The organism is Serratia sp. S4, from assembly GCF_000347995.1.
Classification (GTDB): domain Bacteria; phylum Pseudomonadota; class Gammaproteobacteria; order Enterobacterales; family Enterobacteriaceae; genus Serratia; species Serratia quinivorans.
The window spans coordinates 1,830,923-1,855,288 of sequence record NZ_KB661120.1 but is presented as its reverse complement, the minus strand read 5'-3'; the positions used below and the strand labels follow the sequence as shown (position 1 = coordinate 1,855,288).

The 24,366-nt window shown below is 54.4% G+C and carries 19 protein-coding genes; 2 read left to right on the top strand and 17 right to left on the bottom strand.

The annotated features are described in order from the left end of the window. Window positions 1-113: 113 nt before the first annotated feature. From mukB to cmoM, 4 genes are read right to left on the bottom strand one after another with little or no spacing between them, the layout of a single operon-like run. Complete coding sequence (gene mukB / locus SERS4_RS0109380; protein ID WP_017892285.1) at window positions 114-4,562, bottom strand: chromosome partition protein MukB; 4,449 nt, start codon at window positions 4,560-4,562, stop codon at window positions 114-116. Continuing rightward, window positions 4,559-5,287 (bottom strand): chromosome partition protein MukE, encoded by a 729-nt coding sequence (gene mukE, locus SERS4_RS0109375; RefSeq protein WP_012006151.1) that lies wholly within the window; start codon window positions 5,285-5,287, stop codon window positions 4,559-4,561. Before mukE ends, mukB begins: the two co-directional genes overlap by 4 nt. Beyond that, complete coding sequence (gene mukF, locus SERS4_RS0109370; protein ID WP_012006150.1) at window positions 5,268-6,590, bottom strand: chromosome partition protein MukF; 1,323 nt, start codon at window positions 6,588-6,590, stop codon at window positions 5,268-5,270. Before mukF ends, mukE begins: the two co-directional genes overlap by 20 nt. Continuing rightward, a complete protein-coding gene (gene cmoM / locus SERS4_RS0109365) occupies window positions 6,587-7,372 on the bottom strand; it encodes a tRNA uridine 5-oxyacetic acid(34) methyltransferase CmoM (RefSeq protein ID WP_012006149.1) in 786 nt (261 codons plus the stop codon). The genes mukF and cmoM overlap by 4 nt, the downstream gene beginning before the upstream one ends. 151 nt (window positions 7,373-7,523) lie before the next feature. Between cmoM and elyC the strand changes: the two genes are divergently transcribed. Further along, on the top strand, window positions 7,524-8,297 hold the full coding sequence (gene elyC / locus SERS4_RS0109360) for an envelope biogenesis factor ElyC (RefSeq protein ID WP_017892283.1): 774 nt from the start codon (window positions 7,524-7,526) through the stop codon (window positions 8,295-8,297). Window positions 8,298-8,303: 6 nt separating this feature from the next. Here the strand turns inward: elyC and SERS4_RS0109355 are convergent, their stop codons facing one another. From SERS4_RS0109355 to SERS4_RS0109325, 6 genes are all read right to left on the bottom strand, one after another. Continuing rightward, complete coding sequence (locus SERS4_RS0109355; protein WP_017892282.1) at window positions 8,304-9,200, bottom strand: YcbJ family phosphotransferase; 897 nt, start codon at window positions 9,198-9,200, stop codon at window positions 8,304-8,306. Between the two features lie 148 nt (window positions 9,201-9,348). After that, window positions 9,349-10,098 (bottom strand): 3-deoxy-manno-octulosonate cytidylyltransferase, encoded by a 750-nt coding sequence (gene kdsB, locus SERS4_RS0109350; protein ID WP_012006146.1) that lies wholly within the window; start codon window positions 10,096-10,098, stop codon window positions 9,349-9,351. Beyond that, complete coding sequence (locus SERS4_RS0109345) at window positions 10,095-10,277, bottom strand: Trm112 family protein (protein WP_012006145.1); 183 nt, start codon at window positions 10,275-10,277, stop codon at window positions 10,095-10,097. The genes kdsB and SERS4_RS0109345 overlap by 4 nt, the downstream gene beginning before the upstream one ends. Before the next feature lie 289 nt (window positions 10,278-10,566). Beyond that, a complete protein-coding gene (locus SERS4_RS0109335; protein WP_026142296.1) occupies window positions 10,567-11,793 on the bottom strand; it encodes a winged helix-turn-helix domain-containing protein in 1,227 nt (408 codons plus the stop codon). 110 nt (window positions 11,794-11,903) lie between these two features. After that, window positions 11,904-12,125 (bottom strand): cold-shock protein, encoded by a 222-nt coding sequence (locus SERS4_RS0109330; protein ID WP_006320799.1) that lies wholly within the window; start codon window positions 12,123-12,125, stop codon window positions 11,904-11,906. A 221-nt stretch (window positions 12,126-12,346) separates the two neighbouring features. Continuing rightward, window positions 12,347-12,556 (bottom strand): cold-shock protein, encoded by a 210-nt coding sequence (locus tag SERS4_RS0109325; RefSeq protein ID WP_004717375.1) that lies wholly within the window; start codon window positions 12,554-12,556, stop codon window positions 12,347-12,349. A gap of 525 nt (window positions 12,557-13,081) precedes the next feature. Here SERS4_RS0109325 and SERS4_RS0109320 point away from each other — a divergent pair. Next, window positions 13,082-14,488, top strand: coding sequence for a VOC family protein (locus SERS4_RS0109320; protein ID WP_017892280.1), 1,407 nt, complete (start codon window positions 13,082-13,084; stop codon window positions 14,486-14,488). Window position 14,489: 1 nt separating this feature from the next. Here the strand turns inward: SERS4_RS0109320 and lpxK are convergent, their stop codons facing one another. From lpxK to aroA, 7 genes are all read right to left on the bottom strand, one after another. After that, window positions 14,490-15,470 carry a tetraacyldisaccharide 4'-kinase gene (gene lpxK, locus SERS4_RS0109315; protein WP_017892279.1) on the bottom strand — a complete coding sequence of 327 codons (981 nt, stop codon included), beginning with the start codon at window positions 15,468-15,470 and terminating at the stop codon, window positions 14,490-14,492. Next, window positions 15,470-17,218, bottom strand: a complete 1,749-nt coding sequence (gene msbA / locus SERS4_RS0109310; RefSeq protein ID WP_017892278.1) for a lipid A ABC transporter ATP-binding protein/permease MsbA — start codon at window positions 17,216-17,218, stop codon at window positions 15,470-15,472. The genes lpxK and msbA overlap by 1 nt, the downstream gene beginning before the upstream one ends. Window positions 17,219-17,253: 35 nt before the next feature. Next, window positions 17,254-19,518 (bottom strand): ComEC family protein, encoded by a 2,265-nt coding sequence (locus SERS4_RS0109305; protein WP_172641825.1) that lies wholly within the window; start codon window positions 19,516-19,518, stop codon window positions 17,254-17,256. 279 nt (window positions 19,519-19,797) lie between these two features. Continuing rightward, on the bottom strand, window positions 19,798-20,082 hold the full coding sequence (gene ihfB, locus SERS4_RS0109300) for an integration host factor subunit beta (RefSeq protein ID WP_004942652.1): 285 nt from the start codon (window positions 20,080-20,082) through the stop codon (window positions 19,798-19,800). Window positions 20,083-20,144: 62 nt separating this feature from the next. After that, the gene (rpsA, locus tag SERS4_RS0109295; protein ID WP_012006139.1) at window positions 20,145-21,824 is read right to left on the bottom strand and encodes a 30S ribosomal protein S1; all 1,680 of its coding nucleotides are present in this window, start codon (window positions 21,822-21,824) and stop codon (window positions 20,145-20,147) included. 181 nt (window positions 21,825-22,005) lie between these two features. Further along, window positions 22,006-22,695 (bottom strand): (d)CMP kinase, encoded by a 690-nt coding sequence (gene cmk / locus SERS4_RS0109290; RefSeq protein WP_012006138.1) that lies wholly within the window; start codon window positions 22,693-22,695, stop codon window positions 22,006-22,008. A gap of 276 nt (window positions 22,696-22,971) precedes the next feature. After that, on the bottom strand, window positions 22,972-24,258 hold the full coding sequence (aroA, locus tag SERS4_RS0109285) for a 3-phosphoshikimate 1-carboxyvinyltransferase (RefSeq protein WP_012006137.1): 1,287 nt from the start codon (window positions 24,256-24,258) through the stop codon (window positions 22,972-22,974). Window positions 24,259-24,366: the final 108 nt, after the last annotated feature.

The following is a 24,366-nucleotide window of genomic DNA, read 5'->3' as shown; positions in this document are numbered from 1 at the left end:
ATCAGGCTACCCGGTTTTCGGCACAGAAAAAAGCAGGACTATCATCCTCCCGCACAAAAAAATAGCCACCCCAGGGCGGCTATTTTCAGATTATTAGCGGGCTTTTTTTGCGTTTACGGCGTTTCTGCCGCAGTAATACCCAGAACCGGCGGCTCATTGGCAAAACCGCGCAGCCCCACTACGTGTACATGTTCATGATTCTGGAACACTTTACGCACCAGCTTATAAGTCGTGCCTTTTTCCGGGCTGATATTTTCCGGTGCCGCAATGATCAACTGCATTTCCAGACGATCGCACAGCTCGAACAGCGTGGCGATGGATTTGGCATCCAGTCGCGCCGCTTCATCGAGGAACAGCAGGCGGCATGGGGAGATATCTTTACCGCGCAGGCGGCGAGACTCTTCTTCCCAGCTCTGTACCACCATAACCAGAATCGACATCCCGGTACCGATCGCTTCCCCGGTAGACAACGCGCCACTCTCGGCACGCAGCCAACCGTCCGAGCCGCGGAAGACTTCCACTTCCAGCTCCAGGTAGTTGCGGTAATCCAGCAGCTCTTCGCCGATGGTCTGTGGCGTGCGTTGCCCCATGTCAATCTGCGGGTTCAGACGCTGATACAGCTTGGCCAAGGCCTCCGAGAAGGTCAGTCGGTTGCTGTTGAACAGGTCCTGATGCTGTTCCTGTTGCTCGGAAAGCACATCCAGCAGCGTCGCATGCGCTTCACGCACGTTGACGTTCAATCGCACGCTCTTCACCTGCCCGAAGGAAACCGCCTGCAGGCCCTGGTTGAGCATGCGAATACGGTTCTGTTCGCGCTGGATGGTTTTGCGAATGATGTTCGCCACGCTCTTGGAACTGATTGCCAGTTTCTGCTCACGCGCGGTCAACTCTTCGGTCAGGCGGCCCAGTTCGATCTCCATCTGTTCGATGGCCTCAACCGGGTCGTCGGTACGAATGATATCCTGACGAATACGCTCGCGCAGATGCTGATAGACCGCAATATAGAACTGAATTTTGCGTTCCGGGCGCTTGGGATCTTCCGACAGGCGCAGCACATCGCGCAGATGTTCGTTATCCGACACCGCCAGACGCAGCGCACCGAGCGCCTTATCCGACATTGAGCGCAGCTCGTCACCGTCCATATAGGCCAGTTCGCGGCGGTGCAGACGACGTTCAACGCCATTGTCTTTCACCAGGCGCATCACGGCGCACCAACCTGCTTTGGCGGTGACCACCTGCTCACGCAGCTGATAATAGTCGCGCTCCAGCTTGCGCAGTTTCTTCTGCAGACTGTCCATTTCTGCTTCACAGAAGGTCAGCTGTTTTTCCAGTTGGTTACGACGTGCGCGGTTGGTACTCAGGCCCGCATGCAATTCATCACGACGGGTGCGCGCACGGGCTTCGGCATTGGCATCCGCCTGCACACCGATGTCTACCAGTTCCTGACTCAGCTCTTTGAGCATGTCGCGTTTGGCGTCATACGAGCTTTTCAGCGATGCCAGCACCTGGCTGTACTGGGTAAACTGGGTCTGATACTGGCGCAACTGCTCACGGGCACGGGTACGTTCCGCTTCCGCATGCTCCAGACGCTGGCGCAGCTTGTCGTTAAGATCGTTATTGGCATTTTGCATACCGGCAGAGTCGGTATAGCTGAAGTGTGCGCGACGCTGCACCACTTCAATCAGGGCAAACGCCTGCTGCTTGGCCTGACGCTGCACGCTCTGCGCCTGGGTGTAATCCTGTTGCAACTGCTCATGCTGCTGCGGATCGCTCTGCAGCACCGACAGCAGCGGCTCCAGCTTGGTCAGGGAAACGCCGTGCTGCTGAATATGACGCGCGGCATCCTGCGCCTCTTCCAGCTCCTCACGGATTTCTTCCACCCGATCCTGCAGGGTTTCATCGTTTAGCAATGAAACCAGCGGTGTCAGACGGTTAAGTGCAGAAATGCCCTCTTTCGCCTGATCGTATTGCTGGCGCTGCTGCTGGTTCTGCGCTTCATGGTTATTCAGCGCGCGCTCGATTTCACCACGGCGGGTATTGAGACCACGGATCTCCGCTTCCGGATCGGCGTCAAAGGCTACCGCCAGATGGTTACCGATAAAGCGGCTGAAGGCCTGGTGCGAACGCTGGGTTTTCTGCACGTCGAACGACAGGGTGGCATAACGCTCTGCCAACTTTTCCCGCTCGGCATGTAATATTTCCAGGCGATTCTCACGTGCGGCACGGCCAAACAACGGCACAGCCGGGTAACGCGAGTAACGCCACTGGCGTTCGGCAGTTTTAACCAACACCGCGCGGTCTTGTTCTTCGACGGCGAATACGCTGTCATCGAACGACTGCGGATCCCCCTCGATCAGATAGAGATCTTCCGGACAGTCTTCCAACCCTTCCAGCATCTCGCGTACCAGCGACAGATCCGGCACCACAATGGCGTGGCGCGACGGGCCGTACAAGGCGGAGAAGTACGGTGCATCGTCGATGGTGACGTCGTCGTAGATTTCAGACAGCAGCACGCCACCAAAACGTTCGGCCAGCGTGACCAGACGCTGATCTTCGGCGCCGCCAGGCTGGCTGAGACGTTCAATTTGCGCTTCAACGGCACGTTTACCGGCAGCCACTTCGTCACGCTCAACGGTAGTTTCACGTTCGCGCTCCAGCAGTTGCTGCATGTACTCCGTCACCTGCTGGCTGCTTTCAAGCGCTTCGCCACTCTGCTCACCAAGCTGGCTCAGAGCATCCTGCGCTGCCAACCAAATAGGGGCGCGGGTAGTCAGTTCGCGGATGCGTTGCTGAATTTGCTCCAGCTCCTGGCGCATTTCCATCCGACGTTCGCCGGCATCGCTGACACCCTGCGACAGCGATTCCAGACGCTCTTCCAGCTCTTGTTGCAGGGCATCAAGTTCGTCCGGCTGATACTGCTGGCCATGGCGCTTACAGAATTCCTGCAACAGACGCTCGGCATCCTGCTGGGAGCGCAGACGCTGTTCCAGCTCGCTCAGGCGCATACGCAAAGGTTGCACGCGTTCGGCAAGGTGTTGCTGTGATGGCCAGTCGCGCAGCAATTCGCGCGCGCACTGCCAGGCTTCACTGCGGCTGACCTGACCGGCGATTTTACCCACCAGCTGATATGCCTGTTCAAACTGGCCGTGCGCGGCGTCGGCCACGCTAAGTTTTTGCTCGAGCATCAGCAGTGCTTCTGTCGCTTCCTGCTCGCGCGCCTGGAAAGTATCCAGCCAGTGTTCGGCATTTTCGGCGGTCAGTTCTGGCAGTTGACACAACGTGCGTGCGCGATCCAGTGCCTGCAACGCCTGCTGATATTGAATGGCGCGGGTCTGCTGCACGTCGAGCGCCTGCTGGTAGTCGGCGAGTTGGCTTTTCAGCTCATCCACTTCCAGTTCGGCTGCCTCGGCACGCGCTTCGTTTTCGGCCTGCTGTTCGCTGGCCTCCGCAACCACTTCATTCTGTTCTTCCAGTCGGTAGGTCAGCTCTTCCAGATCGCCTTCATAACGCTCGATCTTTTCCTGCTGACGCATCGCCGTTTGAACCAGATTCAGGTGATCGCTGGCGGCCTGATAATCGGTTTCCAGATCGGATTCCGCACCGCTCTGCTCCGCCAGTTCACGCGCCATTTCCACATGACGGTATTGCTCGGCGGCCAACTGTTTGCGACTGCCCAGCAGATCGTTGCGCAGCGCCAGTGCCCCGTCCAGATGAATGCGCCGCTCATTGGCATGACGCATGTAGTCCGCCGCCACGTAAGAGGTGGCCTCGGAAATCAAATGTTTGAACAGGTCGCGGTCGGATTGAGTCACGCGGATCGCTTCGAGCGTCATGCGGTTTTCACGCAGCGCCGCTTCCATATCCTGGAATGCCTTGCGCACGCCGCTGTTTTCCGGCAACAGGTAGTCGCGCAGCGAGCGGGTGATGGCGCTGGAGATACCGCCGTACAGCGAGGCTTCAATCAGACGATAGAACTTGCTGCGATCGGACGATGAACGCAGGCGTTTAGGGATCACGCCCAGATCGAACATTAATGAGTGGTAATCGGTGATGGAGTTAAACTGCTTGAACTGCACCCCTTCCATCTCTTCAACGCGATCTTTCAGTTCCTGCAGCGACAGCACGCGTGCCTGGCGCTCGCCCACCGTTTGGGTCAGCAGTTCCGTCGGCTGCACCGCCGTCGGCAGGCCCTGGATAACGAACGGCTTGATGTCCACCTTGCGGTCACGGCCGGCAACCTGCTGCAGACGAACACCAACTACCACGCGTTGGTGGCGCGAGTTGAGCACGTCGAGGGTCGAATAACACACCCCGGCGCGCAGTTTACCGTGCAGGCCCTTGTCGCGAGAGCCACTGGTGGCACCGGCTTCGGTGGTGTTACGAAAGTGCAACAGCGTCAAATCGGGGATCAGCGCAGTGACGAAGGCCGCCATGGTGGTGGATTTCCCTGCCCCGTTACCGCCGGAGAGCGTAGTCACCAGCTCATCGAGATCAAAGGTGCGGGCAAAGAAGCCGTTCCAGTTAACCAGCGTCAGCGAGCGAAATTTACCGCGTTCAATCATTCCTGTTCATCCTCTGCACTGTCCGGTGTGGTATCAAGCGGCGAGTCTTCCGCATCGCTCTCATCATTCAGCAACAGGCTGTTTTCAACCGGCATTGCTTCGCCGTCGCGGATCATACGCAACTGCGCTTCACGCGGATCGTCGCCGCTGCGCACATCGGCGCCAAAGCGGAACACCGCCTCGGTAATACGGAACTTGCTGCTGTCGTTGCCCATGAAATAGACCATGCCCAAACGACGCAGACGGTTCAGTGAAGTACGTACTTTTTCATGCAGCTTCTGGCGATCGAGATCCGAGCCGGTAGAACGCTGATTAACGAACTTCAGCAATTTGCTCTCATCCGCCAGGCTCAGCAGCTCGTCGTACAGCTCCTGATGGCTGAAAATGCCCTCATGCGCCAGACGTTCCGGGCTGAGATACAGATAGCACAGGATTTTCCCCACCATCATATCCAGCTCGGACAGTACCGAACGCGGGATCAGCGTGGTAGAGCGTGGACGCAGATAGAAGAATCCTTCAGGCGCGCGGATCAGCTCTACGCTGTAGCGGGTGTAGAATTCTTCCAGTTCATCCTGGAAATCCATTAAGAAGGCGTGGTTGTCCAGTTCATCGATACCGATGTGACGACCCGCACGCAGTTGGCTGTCCAGCGCCGGGAACAGCGCGTTAGACAATGCCTTGGCCAGCTTGACTGGCATTATTTGTTCAATATTTGTCGATGACATGGGCCTGGACCTTGGCTCCGTAATCATTGATTGCCTGCCACTGTGCCGGCAACCCTGAAAAATCTGCTTCAGCCACACCAAGGCGCACTGCCTGGTCGACCACTAAACGTGCCACATCGAAATGACGAGCACGCGGATATTGCGCCAGATAATCGCGCATTACCGCCCCTAAATTGAGCGGCATCTGTTGTTCCTGATAAATCTTCAGTGCCTGTTCGATCATTGCCGCCAGTTGCTCACGGATTTCGCTGAACTCTTCGAACTCCAGATCCGGCGGCAGTTCCCCGGTCACTTCCTCGCTGCGCAGCGCCAGTTCTTCGTCTCGCATATCCAGCAGACGGTCGGCATTGGCATGGGTCAGTGTCCACGGGTTGTCGAAATAGTTTTGCACCGACTGACGCAAACGCTGGGCGAACACCCGGTTCTTGTCCATGTCGATCGCGGTACGGATAAATTTATGCACGTGGCGGTCGTAGCCAATCCACAGGTCAATCGCCTGCTGGCCCCAACTGATAATGCGGTCGAGCTTGCTTTGCAGATCGAACACCAGTTTGTCGATAAAGCCCAGTTCCGCGCCACCCAGCGTGGCATCCTGAATTCGCAACAGGTTGGCCTGCAGTTTATCGCCCGCCGCCTCCAGCGTATCCTGCAGTTCACGCAGAGTACCCGAGGTTTCGGACAGCAGCATCTCACAGCTGGAGATCGCCGCACGCCAGTCTTTGTTCAGCAGCGCTGCGATGTCATCCTTCACGCCCTGCTGTTGTTCATCCATAATTCGCTGGGTCAAATCGATACTGTCGAATATTTCCGCCACCGAATATTTCAGCGGTGCAAACACGTTGCGGTGCCAGTGGAAATCGTCACCGCCCTCATCGGCGGCGTCGGCGGCGCGTTTGAGTTCCTGCGCCACAATTGACAACTGCATCGACAAACGCAGCGTGGAGAATTCGCGCTGACGGATATAGTAATCGGTAATACCTATGCCCAGCGGCGTCAGACGGTAAATCGCGTTACCGTCCGCCAGTTCGCTGATAAAACGGTTTAACAGGCGCTGGCGCACCATGTCGTTAATCGCATTGTTGGCGCGCACGGCCACCGTTTCATGCGTCTGTTCGAAACCCTTGCTGACATGGCGAAATGCATCAACCAGCTCACCTTCGCTCATCTCGCCGTCCAGCCGCTCGCCGTTCAAAGTGGCGATAGCAAGCAAAAACGCGAGACGCTCCGTAGGGAGCGAAATAGAGAAATCATTTTTCCGTGCCCAGGCGACCAGTTCGGGTACTGTCTGGGAAAATTCACTCATAGTTCGTCCTTCAGGTTTGGTTTATGCGCCATGACGTGAATATAGCGCCCCAAACTCACGTACGGCTCCTGCCGGCAATAGTGCTGTTCAAGCGCCAGTAACTCTTCAAATTTTTGTGTCTGTAACTGCCTGCTCTGCAGATAATCGTGGAACACCCGCACGCCGGTTTTCCCGCTGATACGCATGCCCAACTGTTCCAGCCAGCCGTACACCTGCGGTGGACTATGCGGGTACTGCGGCGACAGCGAACGCTTTCTGCGTCTTCTGACCTCTGGGTTCACCAGTTGGAAATTACCCAACACCACGTTACGCATCAAGAGGCCATTGGCGTTAAAGAACATCAATGACAGTGCGCCACCCGGCAACAGGCAATTAAATAACGCCTGCAGCGCAGCCTCAGGTTCGGCGATCCATTCAAGCACCGCATGGAACAATATCAGATCAACCGGCTGTTCCAAGTGTTGACCAATATCCTGGGCTGAACTTTGTATGAATTGCATGTTCTGGCTCACACCTTTCTGCTCAGCCAGCAACGCGGCGCGTTGGATCATCTCACCAGAAAGATCGCACAACAACACCTGATGTCCTAATTCTGCCAATTGGCAGGCCATATGGCCTTCGCCACCGCCGGCATCCAGAATGCGCAGCGGCCGCTGCGGCAACTGGGCCAACAGCGTGGTCAGATCCTGCCAAACCACAGCCTGGCGGATTTTCCCTTTGGTGGTGCCGTAAATATTACGCGCAAACTTTTCAGCAATATCGTCAAAATTGCGATCCTGCATGGACAACGGCTCCGCTGATCTTATCCGGCTGGGGGCAAAGTACCAGCCCATTCAAACCTGCTATTTTGGCACAGACTGGCTTAGAATGAATCTTCTTGCGGCCTGATTGTGCCCGGATGTCGTTTTTTCGCCCAAAAGGACCTGATTTTTGATGCTGTTTAACCTGAAAAAGTTCATTGGTGCCATTTTAATGCCGTTGCCCGCGCTGTTGCTGCTGATGGGACTGGCGCTGTTACTGCTGTGGTTCACCCGTTGGCAAAAAAGCGGCAAGGTCATTTTCACGCTGAGCTGGCTGTTTTTACTGCTTTTCAGCCTGCAGCCGGTGGCCGACAGATTACTGCGCCCGATAGAATCTGAGTATGTCACCTATCGTGGCAATGACCCGGTGAATTATATCGTGGTGCTGGGCGGCGGCTATACCTTTAATCCGGATTGGGCGCCCAGTTCCAATCTGATCGGCAATAGCCTGCCGCGAGTCACGGAAGGTGTGCGCTTATATCTCGCCCATCCAGGGGCGAAAATGGTGTTTACCGGCGCCGGGAGTCCCAAAACCCTGAGTAACGCGGCAACCGCGGCGCAGGTGGCGGAAAGCCTGGGAGTCCCCCGCAGTGATATCGTGCTGTTGGATCGCCCGTTGGATACCGAGCAGGAGGCATTGCAGGTGTCGAAGCTGGTCGGCCAGCAGCCGTTTATTCTGGTGACTTCAGCCAACCATTTACCGCGCGCCATGCGCTTCTTTGAAGCCAAGGGGCTGCACCCGATCCCGGCGCCGGCCAATCAGTTGGCCATCAGTTCACGATTGAATATCTGGGATCGGGTGGTGCCTTCGGCGATGTTCCTCGGCCACAGCGAGCGGGCCTGGTATGAAACGCTGGGCAGCCTGTGGCAACGGCTGAAAGGCTCCGATGAAGTATCTGTCGACTGATCGGCGTTAACCGGTAATCCAGGGCAGCAGTTGTTTGGACGCATAATCAAACGGCTGCCGCTCCAGTTTGCCGGTATGAATCAACCGCCCTACCGCTTCCCATACCACATACAACCAACGCCGCATCAGGAAGGACTCCGCTACCGGCGCACGTTGCAAATAATAAAACAGCAACTGGCTCGGCATTCCCGCTTCACATAACCTGAATAACTCATATTCACGCGGTGCCCACAGCATCATTCCGGGGTTGAGCATCGCCAAGAGTTGATCGCTTTTCGGATCTTTCAACATACTGCGCAGCGACAAGTTACCGTGCACCAATACGCAAGGATCGTCGAAGCCGACAAAAAAGTGGGTCAATGCTTCACGGGTGCGATACAACAAGCGGCGATCATCCATCGTCAGCAGCGGCGAGTTGAGATTACCCAAGGTTGACCATAGCACTTCGACCCGTTGTTGATACCAACAGAACCAGTCGTTCTCCTGGGTGCTGTCTACCGTGCCCACGCAGCCATGACTGTCAATACGGTGCCAGGCCAATACGCCATCGACAATCTGCTCCATCAGCGTATTCCAACGGTTCGGCGTGCGCGTCGGCGCCTCTACGGATACGCCGCGCAAGCGCTCGATCAACAAGATTTCTTTATAGGGTGCCTGGTGGGTATAGACCACGCCATACACCGTCGGCAGGCGAATATCCCCTTCACGTGACAGCATCGACAGCTTGTAAGCTTCTTGTTGGGCGATGCCCTGGCAGACAAAGCTTTTCGCCATCAGCGGGATCGCGTGGCCCTGTTGGTCATACAGTGAATACATGTGGGCATAAGGTTGTTCGCTGACGCGTTCCAACCGGCTGATGGACTCACCCAGCACAATACTCAGTTCGGCGCGTAACTGCTCCATAAGGGAAAAGCCTCAAGAGAAATAGAGGAGACGCTGACATCATCGAACGCTGAACAGAAAAATTCTTCAACGCAGATCAACAAAATGTGGATATTAAGAAGGGAAATCATATTGCCGGCGCGTTGCGTGACGCGCCGGCATTCAATGCTCAGCCTTTGATACTGTCGCGCACGCGCTGCAAATCTTCTTGCGTATCGACACCCACGGTCGGCATTGCCTTGGCAACCGCCACGTGGATTTTTTCGCCGTACCACAGCACCCGCAACTGTTCCAGCAGCTCAATTTGCTCCAGCTGACTTGGCGCCCAGGTAACGTAACGGCGAACAAAACCGGCGCGATAGGCGTAAATACCTATGTGACGCAACAGGCTGTCGCCGATGCTTTCTTTCGATTGGGCAAAGCGTTCGCGATCCCATGGAATGGTGGCGCGTGAGAAATAGAGCGCATAACCCTGTGCATCCATCACCACTTTGACCGCATTGGGGTTAAAAGCTTCTTCTGCGCTTTCGATAGGCACCGCCAGGGTGGCCATTCCGGCCTGGCTGCCCGCCAGATTTTCAGCCACCTGACGCACAATCACCGGTGGGATCAGTGGCTCATCACCCTGAACGTTAACGATGATTTCGTCATCAGCGAAACCATAATGCTCGATCACCTCTGCCAAGCGCTCGGTGCCGGAATTGTGATCGGCCCGGGTCATGCAGACTTCACCGCCTGCCGCTTTGACCGCTTCGGCCACCGCCGGGTGATCGGTCGCGACAATAACGCGGCTGGCGCCTGACTCGCGTGCACGTTCCATAACATGCACCACCATCGGCTTGCCGTGGATATCGGCCAGCGGTTTACCCGGTAAACGGGTTGATGCATAACGGGCTGGAATAATTGCGATAAAACTCATGCGTGTTTCTCATCCAATGACAGCGCTCGCGCTTCATTTTCCAACAGCACGGGAATGCCGTCACGCAACGGATAGGCCAGGCCATCCACTTTGCAGACCAATTCCTGGTTTTCTTTATTGAAATAAAGCTTACCGGTGCAGACCGGGCAGGCAACGATTTCGAGTAAACGGTGATCCATGCTTCCTCCAGGGTGGAGATTTAACGTCAGGAAAGTGCGTGAGGATAGCATAACGCTATGCACCAGGTTAATCACCGGCTGTTTTGTCGCGGCATTTTTATCTGCCAGGGGGATTGAATTGCCCCCGGCGCAGGCGTAGAATTTTGTGATGCAAGTCACAAAAAAAGACATTCTCATGATCAAACGTCTTCATAAAATCATCGCCCTGTTTGCCAACTACAGCAACTGAGGCCCCCTTGTAACGAGCGGCGCTGAACATTCGTTTTACCCAAGCCGACAACGCCGTTCGTTATTCCACTTGCCAGCCAGTTCCCCACTCAAGGGCCAGCACCGCCGGAATATCCCCCAAAATAACCTGTGACGCACCGTGCCATTTTGCACTGCGGGTTATTGCCTGCCGAATATCCTGTACGCGTTGCTTACCAAAGCGAACCTTGGCCTGTGGGTGGAAACTGATGATTTCGAAAATACCCTGCCGACGATGCATTTTTGCATCGATGCGGCCAATCAACTCACCGCGTTGCAACACCGGCAGCGTAAAGTAACCATACTGCCGTTTTTCTTTCGGCGTGTAGCATTCCAACCGGTAATCAAAATTGAATAATTCCAACGCACGGCGGCGATCCCAAACCACCGGATCGAACGGAGAAAGCAAAGTGGTCACGCTGGATTTTAACGCTCCTTGTTCTGCCAGTTGCAACTCTGCCGCCAGCGAATGGTGCACGTAAAATTCCCCGTCCAGACCGTCGATCCGCACGGGCAGCACTTCGCCCTGCTGTTGTAACGACGTCAGTAGCGCTTTTGGCGCCACTCGCTTCAAACGGTAGTAATCCGCCAGCCATTCGGCTCTGAAGATCCCCAGGAAACAACAGCTGCGCCTTAGCATTTCCTGTCGTGCATCATCGACAGGTAATACATCCCGGCTATCATCCCAGTGAGGTAATAATCTTTCCGTCAAATCGTAAACGCGATGGAAATTGCGCCGTTCGGCTACCATCAATTTACCGGCGGTGAACAGGATTTCGAGATGGCGTTTTTCCGGCTTCCAATCCCACCAGCCACTGTTGCCCTTCTTCTCGGCGCTGAAATCCGCCGAGCGCACCGGCCCAGCAGTTTCAATATGTTGCAACAGGGCATTTATCGCCGCCTGATGTTCCTGCATCCACTCTTCGGAGTACTTCCAGCCCATACCCTGCGGCTGCAGCATTCGGTGACGCAGCAGGCCAAAATCCTCAATGGGTAAAAAGCAGGCCTCGTGCGCCCAGTACTCAAATAACTGGCGGCCAGCCAATGCCTGTTCCAGCCATTCCGGCTGGTAGTCACCCAGGCGACTGAACAGGACCAGGTAGGGGCTGCGTGCAACCACGCTGATGGTATCGATTTGCAGTAAACCCATACGCCCAATAGCGGCAACCACATCGTCGGGCCTGGCTTTGCGCTTCATTGGGGATAGCAGCCCCTGTGCGGCAAGGTGGATCGCACGGGCGGCAGTAAGAGAAATAACCGGGGTGTTCATCCTGATATCCGAAGTGATTGAGCAATCGCTTGATAATAGTGGATATCGGGGAATTTATCTTCGCCAGTGCTTGGGGTGGCGGCACCGGCACTGGCGAGGAAGGGGGTGGGTCAGAACGCGATAACGTCTGCCGCTGACAGCCCGTGGGAGCTGCGATAGATCGAGAACTCAACGTTCTGACCTTCGTTTAACGACTTATTTTTAGTATTGGCGATAGAACGACGGCTTACATAGATTTCGTCGCTACCATCTACCGGTGAAATAAAACCATAGCCTGCAGCCTGATCAAACCATTTCACACGGCCCATTTGTAACACAGTATTTTTAAACATAACTTATATCCTTTTACTTGAGCATCCTTAACAACGTCATTTTTATTATTGTTGGACGCTACCAGCCCATCCTAAAGTTTTTCGTAACAAACCTCTCGTGAGCAAAAAATAAAAAACCCGCACTATGGCGGGCTTGTTGAACTTAATATCTTCCGCAATGATTCAGCGCAAACGCTTCATCATGGTTGTATTAAGTTCTCTTTACGTTATTCCCTGTTTATTTACAGAGCAACAACGTTGGCGGCAGCCGGCCCGCGCGGGCTGTCTTCTACGGTGTACTCAACACGCTGGCCTTCAGCCAAAGTTTTGAAACCGTCGGTCGCGATTGCGGAGAAGTGTACGAATACATCTTTACCACCGTCGTTCTGTTCAATAAAACCAAAACCTTTGCTTTCATTGAACCACTTCACTTGACCCGTTTTCTTAGACATTACTTATTTACCTTTTAAATATATACAAAACCTGCCATAAGGCAATTTTGGCTGTTCTTGGAAACATTACTTATGGGAGGTACTTAGAAGGTTCGTCTTTGAAGCGGAATCAGATGATAACGTTTTTGGAGGAACTGCTTAATTCTAAACTCGAACATAAATAGGTCTGCATCACAGGCCGACTTGCATTTACTCATAAATCTGTCTTTTGCACAAGAGGTTTATTGTCCTGTTTTTACCATTTCGCCACATTTACTTTTATATCCATGATTGCTAATGAATTAATTTATCTTTTTTTACGTAAACCTCTTAGCGGCATTGCCTTCTGGATGGCCGTATTTTCCGTTATTCGCTGTTCAAATGAGAGCTAACGCATAAAAATCTAATATGCTTGGCCTGGCTATAACAAAACCTAATCGACCTAGCTAAACTTGAGGTGAAAACAAGGCGAATGGCCTCTCAACCAGCACGTTTGCCGCCAAGAATGATATTTTTCAGATAATACTGAATAAAGGAGCTATGCGCATGACCGCCCAGCAGTTCGTCTCACCGAATGAAATCCGCGCCAGATTCTCCCACGCCATGTCAGATATGTACCAGAAAGAGGTACCTCTGTATGGCGATTTGCTCGAACTGGTGGCGGAAACCAACCGACAGGTCCTGCGCGAAGATGCCGCATTGGCTCATCAATTACAAATTACCGGCGAAGTCGAACGACTGGCCATGGAGCGCCACGGGGCCATTCGGGTGGGCACCGCAGAGGAACTCTCCACTCTGCGACGGCTGTTTAACGTGATGGGTATGTCACCGGTAGGCTATTACGATCTGGCCGTGGCCGGGGTTCCGGTTCACTCTACCGCATTTCGGGCAGAACATGAGGATGCGCTGCAAATCAGTCCATTCCGAGTATTCACCTCTTTATTGCGGCTGGAACTGATTGAAAACCCTGAGCTGCGTGAGCTGGCGCAACGCCTGTTGGCTCGTCGCCACATCTTTACTGAGCGGGCACTTGAACTGATTGTACTGCAAGAAGCTCAGGGCGGACTGGACGACAGTCAGGCTGATGAATTTGTCGAACAGGCGCTGGAAACCTTCCGCTGGCACAGTCGGGCGACGGTTAGCGCAGCCGAATATCAGCAGTTGCACGATCAGCACCGTCTGATCGCCGACGTAGTGGCCTTTAAAGGCCCGCATATCAACCATCTGACGCCACGCACTCTCGATATCGACCGTGTCCAAAAGGCCATGCCCGGCCGGGGTATCACCCCCAAAGCCGTGATTGAAGGCCCGCCGCCACGCCGCCGCCCCATTCTGTTGCGCCAGACCAGTTTCAAGGCGCTGGAAGAAAACGTCGACTTTGTTGAGCATGACGGTAGCGCCGTTGCCGGGCACCACACTGCACGCTTCGGCGAAATTGAACAGCGCGGTGTCGCGCTGACAACCAAAGGCCGTGCACTGTACGATCGCCTGCTACAGGCTACCAACGACGCATTGCAGGCACCGCCGAGCGAAAAAAATGCTGAACGCTACAATCAGTTACTGGCGGAAAACTTCCAGGCGTTTCCAGATGACTATGCCACCCTGCGTGAGCAACAGCTGGCCTGGTTCCGCTATTTTCCGACCGAGTGTGGGCTGGCGGCTAAAGAAACCCTGGATCAACACAGCACGCTGGAACAGCTGATCGCCCAGGAATACATCCGCTTTCAGCCGCTGGTCTATGAGGATTTTCTGCCGGTCAGTGCCGCAGGCATTTTCCAATCGAATTTGGGCGACAGCGGTCACACGCAGTACAACGCTGCCTCAAGCAGGGCGGCATTTGAACTGGCGTTGGGGGCAGAAGTGATCGATGAATTGGCGTTGTATCAGCAAACGCAGCAGCGTTCGATAGACGCCTGCGCGCGAGCACTGGGGCTTCACGCGCTGGCAGTCTGAATTATTTTGTCAACAGCGCTTCAATATTGTGCAGCAACTGCTCAGCCTGATCGGGGGGAAGTACCGCATCAACGGGTAAATACCACCAGTTGGGCTGAGCAAAAGCGCGGCATTTAACCGCGTCTTTCTCGGTCATCAATAACGTTTGCTCTGAAGATACCAGCGCCGCCAATGGGCCATGCTGATATTCCTGATGGTCGGCAAACGCCACTTCCTTTTCGACCGCTACACCCAGTTTTTCCAATGTGGCGAAGAAGCGCGGGGGATGGCCTATTCCGGCCATTGCCACCACATGTGGCAGTTCAACTGCCGGCCGGCGCTCACCGCTGGCAACATTTACTGCGTCGCGCGCCTGCAACCGCATGGCGATTTCACCAGGCTGAGCCACACCCCCGTTGGCAATCAGGGCGTCAACGCTATTCAGCCGCGAAGCACGTTCGCGCATCGGCCCTGCCGGCAGCCACCAGCCATTGCCAAAGCGGCGAACGCCATCGATCACCACCAGTTCAAAATCACGCTGTAAAGCGTAATGCTGCAGGCCGTCATCGGTAATCACCACGTCAAGTGGCTGCTGCTTAAGCAGCGCTTGTACCGCTTCAGAACGCTTTGGTGAGATGGCCACTGGCGCAGCGGTACGCTGATAAATCAGCACCGGCTCATCACCTGCCTGCTGGGTGGTAGTGTCAGCGTTTAGTAACAGTGGATAAGCCTCTGCTTTACCACCATAACCGCGAGAAACCACGCCCACCCGGTATCCACGCTGCTGCAACTGTTCCACCAACCAGATCACCATCGGAGTTTTGCCGTTGCCGCCGGCAGTGAGGTTCCCCACCACCACGACCGGTACCGGTGCGCGCCAGCTTTTACGCAGGCCGCAACGGTAGCTGAGCCGAATCAGACCGCTGACCAGGCCATACAACCAGGACAGCGGCAACAACAGCAAATAAACCAGCGAACTGCCTGACCAGATGCGCTCGATCATTATTGACCAAACTGCATGCGATGAAGCTGGGCATAAGCCCCCTGCTTTTCGAGCAATGCAGCATGTTCGCCACGCTCAACGATACGACCATCCTCAACCACCAGGATTTCATCAGCCTTCTCAATGGTCGACAGACGGTGCGCAATCACCAGGGAAGTACGGTTTTTCTGTAATTCATCCAGCGCCGCCTGAATCGCACGTTCCGATTCGGTGTCCAGTGCCGAGGTGGCTTCATCGAGGATCAGTATCGGGCAGTCACGCAGCAAGGCGCGAGCAATAGCGATACGCTGGCGTTGACCACCGGACAGCATCACCCCGTTCTCACCGATCACCGTATCCAGGCCGTTCTCCATTTTTTCAATGAAGTCCATGGCATAGGCCATGCGCGCAGCCTTCTCTATCTCTTCGCGGCTATAGCGTTCTTCACGCGCGTAAGCGATGTTGTTGGCGATAGTGTCATTGAACAAATGCACGTTTTGTGAAACCAGGGCCACCTGATCACGCAGTGATGCCAGAGTGTATTCGCGCAGATCGTGACCATCCATCAGGATCTCGCCTTCCTGGACATCATAGAAACGGGTCAGCAGATTGGCGATGGTTGACTTGCCCGAGCCGGAACGGCCCACCAGCGCCACCGTTTTACCTTCTGAAATACTCAGATTGATATCACGCAGCGCAGGCGTTTCTTTCCCTGGGTAGTAGAAAGTGACGTTACGGAATTCGATATCGCCCTTGGCTCGTGCAACTTCACGGGTCCCGGTATCTTTTTCCTGCTCCATATCCAGGATCGAGAACAGAGTCTGGCACGCCGCCATCCCACGCTGGAACTGGGCATTAACGTTGGTCAGTGATTTCAGCGGACGCATCAGGGCGATCATCGAAGAGAACACCACGGTGATGGTACCGGCGGTGAGAGTAGCCATCACGCTTGGGAAACTGGCGGCATACAGCACGAAAGCCAGTGCCAGCGAAGCGATAAGCTGGATAATAGGGTCAGAGATCGAGGATGCGGAAACCAGTTTCATGCCCTGCTGGCGCATGCGGTTGCTGACTGAGTTGAAGCGATCGGTTTCAACCTGCTGGCCACCAAAAATCAGCACTTCCTTATGGCCTTTCAGCATCTGCTCTGCGCTGGTCGTCACCTGCCCCATGGTGTTCTGCATGTTTTTGCTGATATTACGGAAGCGTTTGGAAACGATGCGGATAGCAATAGAGACAATAGGTGCCAGAACGATCAGGATCACCGACAGTTGCCAGCTGTAGTAGAACATCATGGTGAACAGCGCGATTATCGACGCCCCTTCACGCACCACGGTCACCAGCGCGCTGGAAGACGATGACGCTACCTGTTCGGAATCATAGGTGATTCGCGACAGCAAGGTCCCGGTAGACTGCTGATCGAAGAACGATACCGGCATTCTCATCATATGGCCGAACAGCCGGCGACGCATATGCATCACCACCATGCCGGATACCCATGAAATGCAGTAGCTGGAGACAAAGCCAGTCGCGCCACGCACCACCATCAGGCCAATTACCGCCAATGGCATCCACAGCAGAATGCTGCTTTCCGTTTTCCCAAAACCGTCATCCAATAAAGGTTTAAGCAAAGACAACATAAAGGCGTCGCTGGCCGCGTTCAGTACCAACGCAATAGCCGCCACGATCAGCCCGGTCTTAAAAGGTGTGATCATCGGCCAGAGGCGACGGAAAGTCTGCCAGGTGGAGAGATCTTTATCATTCATCATGCAAATACCAGCATCGGAAGAAATAGCGGCCTATTTTACTCATTATCACCCTCTACGCCAAACCGCTGATGGTACCAACGGGGCATTAATTGTTCACGAAAGCCATTAATTTGCCAATCGTTGTCGAAAAAAAGTACAGATAACTGACCGGAACGCGAAGTATCGTGCCATAGGATGTCATTTTCCAGATATCTGGCGACCACTTTAACCGCAGGTAATCGCCATTTATTGTAACGTGATGCCGAAGCTATTGCCGCTTTCGGCGCTACCGCACGCAAAAAAGGCGGGGTAGACGAGGTTTTACTGCCATGATGCGGCACCTGTAACACAGTAGCGCTCAATGAAGGGCGTTGATATCTAACCAACTGTGCCTCCGTCCTTTTTTCTGCATCCCCCGTCAGCAACAAACTATATTTACCATCATCGATACGGATGACGCATGAATCATCATTCCCCGCCAATTTTACCGCCTTTGGTGGCCACAGCACTTGAAACTGAAGTGATTGCCATTGCCAACGCTCTCCCGCCACGCAGGGTAAGTGGCCGGCATTGAGACGTGGACTCCTTACCCTGGCTTGTGGGAATGCACGCTGTATCTCTTCAAGACCACCGATATGATCCAGATGATCGTGACTGAGAATAATTTCTTCCACAGGTAATCCTCGCCAGTTAAGAAATGGCAAAATATTCCGACCGGCAGCACTACCGGTACCCCAGCGTGGGCCGGTGTCATACAATATTGCCCGGCCGTTCTTTTCGATCACCATAGCCAGGCCATGCCCAACGTCCAGCATGTCTACACGCCAACGGTATTGGGCTTCTCTTTCACGCCACAGAACGCAACACAGTGCCAAAGTTGCCAGCGCCGTTGCATAACGCAGCCACCAGCGGAAACGCCAAAAAATCACCAGTAACCAACCGGCAAGACTGACAGCCAACGACGCGGCACCGAGAGCAACCCAACCTATTTGCAGATAATGTAATGGGGCAAAAACCCCTGCCAACGTAAAATCCGCCAACCGCCATAGTCCCGCACTCAACATTGGGAAAATACCAGCCACCACCGCCAGCAGGATTAACGGCACCGTTATCAGTGAAACCAGGGGTACCGCCCAAAGATTGGCCGGTATGGAGCCAAGTGTCAGGCCATGAAACAGTCCGGCCTGCATGGGCAGCAATAGCAGCGTAATGCCAAGCTGGATATGCAGCCAGCGCAATGGCGCCCAGTGCCATCCCGAACGAAAACGGGGATTTAACGGCACCCATTCAAACCAGAAAATCAGGCAGAATACTGCAGTGGCCGAGAGCCAGAAGCTGTCGGATAGTACCGCCAGGGGATCGCAAACCAGAATTAAGCCAACGCACCACAACCAGATTTGCCAGGAGGAGCAATGGATGCCGCGTATACGTAACAGCATCCACAATGTCAGCGCCAACCCCGTTCTTAGCGCCGGTGGATGAGCGCCAGCCAACCAAACGTACCCTAAGGCACCGAGCCAACTGACGATCAGCGGAAAGCGGTAGCCAATCAGCTTTGCCGGCAAAAAAAATTGCATAGCCCGCAGCACACCCCAAATCAAAATGGCCACCATCGCCACATGCAGCCCAGAAATAGCCATCAGGTGAGCAATACCGGTTTTCAACATCAAGGTTCTTAACGCCGGTTCCAGCGCGGCTCTCTCACCAAATGCCAACGCGAGCAGCACCGTTTTATATCGAAGAGTGCCAATATTGTTCTCGGCATGCGCGATCATCCTCTGCCGCCAACCACAGTTTTGTTCCAGGATTACAGCGCTCTTCACCTGCGCCGTTAGCGGTTGACGCTGCGACATGGCCCAACGCTGGCGGTCAAAACCCCCTTCATTAAGATTGCCGTGTATCGGCCTCAAGCGCAGTTGCAACTGCCAACGTTGCCCGGCACACAAGGAGCGATCTTTGGGCTTCCAGAGAGTCGAGAAAGCGATGGAAGGTACCAGCCATCGACCATTGAGCCGTTCGATACGCATAACCGTCTGCTTTCGTGTCGCGCCAGCCAGTGCAATACTGCTAACCTGAACCACGGCGCTCACCACCGGGCCCTGGCTCAGACGATTGATTTGATTCACCAGAGTCCCAGCAGAGAATACCGCCCAAAGAAAACCCAAAGCCCCCCATGCCATGAATCGGCCTGCGCAGCCCCTCCCCCACAGGCAGAGACAAACGGGTAAGGTCACCCACAGAGCGATGCGCACATCGGGTAAGTACGGCATGATGAGCAACGGGAAAATGCCGCAGATAACCGCACTTGCCGCCAAATCCAACGAGGTTTTGATAGGTGTTCTCCCGCTATAAGGCAGCAATCCAGGCTGCCAACTTAACGGGATTGTTTACGCATTGGCCAATACTCACCATCTGCAATCTGACAGTACGCGATCCTCTTCGCACAATAATAGCGGTCGTTACCGCGGCCAACCGCATGCTGCGGCGTAGCTCGCAAGAAGCGCCGAGACCGCGCCAGTAAATAACAGGCAAAAAAAACGGCGCCCTAAGGCACCGTTTTATATTTCTTTACAAGCAACAACTCTATGGGTAGTCAGTGACTAGCCATAGATATTGGCACGGTCACGCAGCTCTTTGCCTGGCTTGAAGTGAGGAACGTACTTGCCGTCCAACTCAACTTTATCACCAGTTTTCGGGTTGCGGCCCACACGCGGAGCACGGTAGTGAAGAGAAAAACTGCCGAATCCGCGGATCTCGATGCGTTCCCCATCGGCTAACGTAGCAGCCATATGTTCTAGCATCTCTTTCACTGCATCCTCAACGGCTTTCGCCGGTACATGAGATTGCTGGCCAGCAAGTCTTTCAATAAGTTCAGACTTGGTCATAGTTCCTCCAAGCTTTGCAGCTAAACTACCGTATCGGGGCGGTCAAAAACCGCCCCCCGTCATTACTCGCCTTTAGCCGCTTTGAAAGCTTCAGCCATTGCGTTAGAGAAGTTGCTTTCTTCTTGCTTGCTGCTGCTGTTAACAGTAGCGATTGCATCTTTCTCGTCAGCTTCGTCCTTAGCACGTACGGACAGGCTTACTACGCGGTTCTTACGGTCAACGCCGGTGAATTTAGCTTCAACGTCGTCACCCACATTCAGAACCAGAGTTGCATCTTCAATGCGGTCGCGAGAGGCTTCAGAAGCACGCAGGTAACCTTCTACGCCGCCTGCTAATTCAACTGTAGCACCTTTGGCGTCAACTGCAGTGACTTTACCAGTAACAATAGTACCTTTCTTGTTCATAGACAGGTAGTTATTGAACGGGTCTTCAGCCAGTTGCTTCACGCCCAGGGAGATACGCTCGCGCTCTGCGTCAACCTGCAGAACAACCGCTGCGATTTCGTCGCCTTTCTTGTATTCACGAACTGCTTCTTCGCCTGCAACGTTCCAGGAGATGTCAGACAGGTGAACCAGGCCGTCGATGCCGCCGTCCAGGCCGATGAAGATACCGAAGTCAGTGATAGACTTGATTTTACCTTCAACGCGGTCGCCCTTGTTGTGGGTTTCTGCAAACTGCTGCCATGGGTTGTTTTTGCACTGCTTCAGACCCAGGGAGATACGACGACGTTCTTCATCGATGTCCAGAACCATAACTTCCACTACATCGCCCACGTTAACAACTTTGGACGGATGGATGTTTTTGTTGGTCCAATCCATTTCAGAAACGTGTACCAGACCTTCAACGCCTTCTTCGATTTCCACGAAGCAGCCGTAATCAGTCAGGTTGGTTACACGACCAGTCAGCTTGGTGCCTTCTGGGTAACGTTTCGCGATAGCAACCCATGGATCTTCGCCCAGTTGCTTCAGGCCCAGGGAAACACGAGTACGCTCGCGGTCGAACTTCAGCACTTTAACAGTGATTTCGTCGCCAACGTTGACGATTTCGCTCGGATGCTTAACGCGTTTCCAAGCCATGTCAGTGATGTGCAGCAGGCCGTCTACGCCGCCCAGATCAACGAATGCACCGTAGTCAGTGAGGTTCTTAACGATACCTTTAACTTCCATGCCTTCCTGCAGGTTTTCCAGCAGTTGATCACGTTCTGCACTGTTCTCTGATTCGATAACCGCACGGCGAGAAACTACAACGTTGTTGCGTTTCTGGTCCAGCTTGATGACTTTGAACTCAAGCTCTTTGCCTTCCAGGTGCAGAGTGTCACGTACTGGACGCACGTCAACCAGGGAACCTGGCAGGAACGCACGAATACCATTCAGCTCTACAGTGAAGCCACCCTTAACTTTGCCGTTGATAACACCGACGACAGTTTCAGCTTCTTCGTAAGCTTTTTCCAGCGTGATCCAAGCTTCGTGACGCTTAGCTTTCTCACGGGACAGCAGAGTTTCACCGAAGCCATCTTCAACAGCGTCCAGCGCAACATCAACTTCGTCGCCTACCTGGATTTCCAGCTCGCCCTGTGCGTTTTTGAATTGCTCAGCCGGGATGGCAGACTCAGATTTCAGACCGGCGTCAACCAGTACTACGTCTTTGTCGATAGCAACTACAACGCCACGAACGATGGAACCCGGACGGGTTTCGATTGTTTTCAGGGATTCTTCAAAGAGTTGAGCGAAAGATTCAGTCATGTTTAATCTTCAGGGTTCTATAGTTTAACGTCCATTTAGCATCCCGCCGAATGGGGTTGTTTCACATACCCCGCCATTGGCTCCATGCCGACAGGGTTTAGGTTACAGGGGTAAAATTTTACCCGATATAGTTCGATACTACCATGACAAATATGACAAAAAGCCAATAACGCCGCCGCGCTTACTGCTGCGGCAACGCTAAAACTTCATGTGCATAAGTCAACGCACGCTGGATGACTTCGTCAATCGACATGCTGGTTGAATCCAGCACGAGGGCGTCAGAAGCAGGCACCAGTGGCGCGATAGGCCGATTACGGTCACGGTCATCCCGTTCCTTTATCTCGGCTAAAAGACGTTCAAAGTTAACATTAAAGCCCTTTTCCTGCAACTGTAGCATGCGGCGGTGCGCACGCTCCTCAGAACTGGCGTCCAGGAAAATCTTGACCGGCGCATCGGGGAACACCACAGTGCCCATGTCGCGGCCATCGGCAATCAGGCCAGGGGCCTCACGGAATGCCCGCTGGCGGCGCAACAGGGCTTCACGCACACGCGGGAAAGCCGCAGCCTGTGAAGCGGTATTGCCGACGGTTTCAGTGCGGATTTCATTGCTGACATCCTCACCTTCCAAAATAACCTGCAGTTTGCCATCCTGGGCAATAAAGCGAACATCGAGATGTGCGGCCAGTGGAACCAGCGCCTCCTCAGACGTGATATCAACCTGATGATGCAGCGCTGCCAACGCCAGTACGCGATAAATCGCGCCTGAGTCAAGCAAACGCCAACCAAGGGATTCGGCGAGCGCCTTGCACAAGGTACCTTTGCCTGCGCCACTTGGTCCATCAACGGTTATCACTGGGGCTGTAGCCGTCATTTCTCTCTCCTTCAGGTAGAAAACCTCACAGGGACATAACCTGCCGCCAGCACAATGCGAAAGCATAATTAAAACCGTCCCTGCCGCCCGCCCAATCGGGGCAGTCACGGTGGCGCATTATACGCTGCCAAACGACGAACTGTTACCCTGGAACTGTCTGGTTGTTGAAAATAAGCGTATGACCGCGCAAAAGTATAGCGGACGGATCCAGGCTACGGGCGTTAAAAACAATAAAGGCCCAATCAAGGGCCTTAAAAGAAAGTATCTGACTGCGGATCACGCCAATTGGCTGATGCGCGCCAACTGTTCGAAATAGTCCGGGAAGGTTTTCGCGGTACATTTAGGATCAAGAATGGTCACCGGCGTATCAGACAACGCCACCAGCGAGAAGCACATCGCCATACGGTGATCGTTGTAGGTGCCTATATCGGCAAACTTCAGCTTGGCCGGTGGGACTACGTGGATATAGTCCTCGCCTTCATCTACCTCAGCGCCCACTTTACGCAACTCTGTCGCCATCGCAGCCAGCCGATCGGTCTCTTTCACCCGCCAGTTATAAATGTTGCGAATGGTGGTTGGGCCTTCGGCAAACAGGGCCGCGGTCGCAATGGTCATCGCCGCATCAGGAATATGGTTCATATCCATGTCGATGCCGCGCAATTCACCGCGGCTGCATTCGATATAATCATCACCCCAGGTAATGCGCGCGCCCATTTTCTCCAGAACATCGGCGAACTTGGTATCGCCCTGAACACTTTTCTTGCCGATGCCGGTTACGCGTACGGTGCCGCCTTTAATCGCGGCTGCCGCCAGGAAGTAAGAGGCGGAAGAAGCATCGCCCTCGACCAGATAGTCACCCGGAGAACGGTAGGTCTGGCGACCATTAATGTGGAACACGCGGTAGTTGTCGTGGCTAACCTCGACGCCGAAAGTACGCATCAGGTGCAGCGTGATATCAATGTACGGCTTGGAAACCAGTTCGCCCTTGATATGGATATGGGTGTCCTGTTCTGCCAAAGGGGCCGTCATCAGCAATGCGGTCAGAAACTGGCTGGAAACGCTGCCATCGACGGTGACATCGCCGCCGCGGAAACCACCGCGCAGACGCAATGGCGGATAATCAGTCTGTTCCAGGTAATCAATCTGTGCGCCGCCCTGACGCAGAGCATCGACCAGATGACCGATCGGACGCTCTTTCATGCGCGGTTCGCCGGTCAGCACCACATCGTTGCTGCCCAGGCACAGAGCGGCTGCCAATGGGCGCATCGCGGTACCGGCATTGCCGAGGAACAGTTCAAGCGGCTTGCTGGCCACCAACGGGCCGCCCACACCGTCCACTTTACAGGTGGTGCGATCGTCTGACAGCTGATAGCTCACGCCCAGCGCCTGCAGCGCATTTAACATATGGCGCACATCGTCGCTGTCCAGCAGGTTAGTCAGCGTTGTCGTTCCCTCCGCCAGCGCAGCCAGCAACAGAGCACGGTTGGATACGCTCTTGGAGCCGGGTAAGTTGACGGTGCCATTGACCAGGGCAACCGGTTGTAACGTCAGGGAATCCACCATGTGAACAAAAATCTCCAAAATCTGATAAACGAAACGGCCCCGGGAAAATGCCGGAGCCGCTTTAATTCAAAAAGGACAACAGCGAAGGCGGCCCGCTCAAGGCAGGCT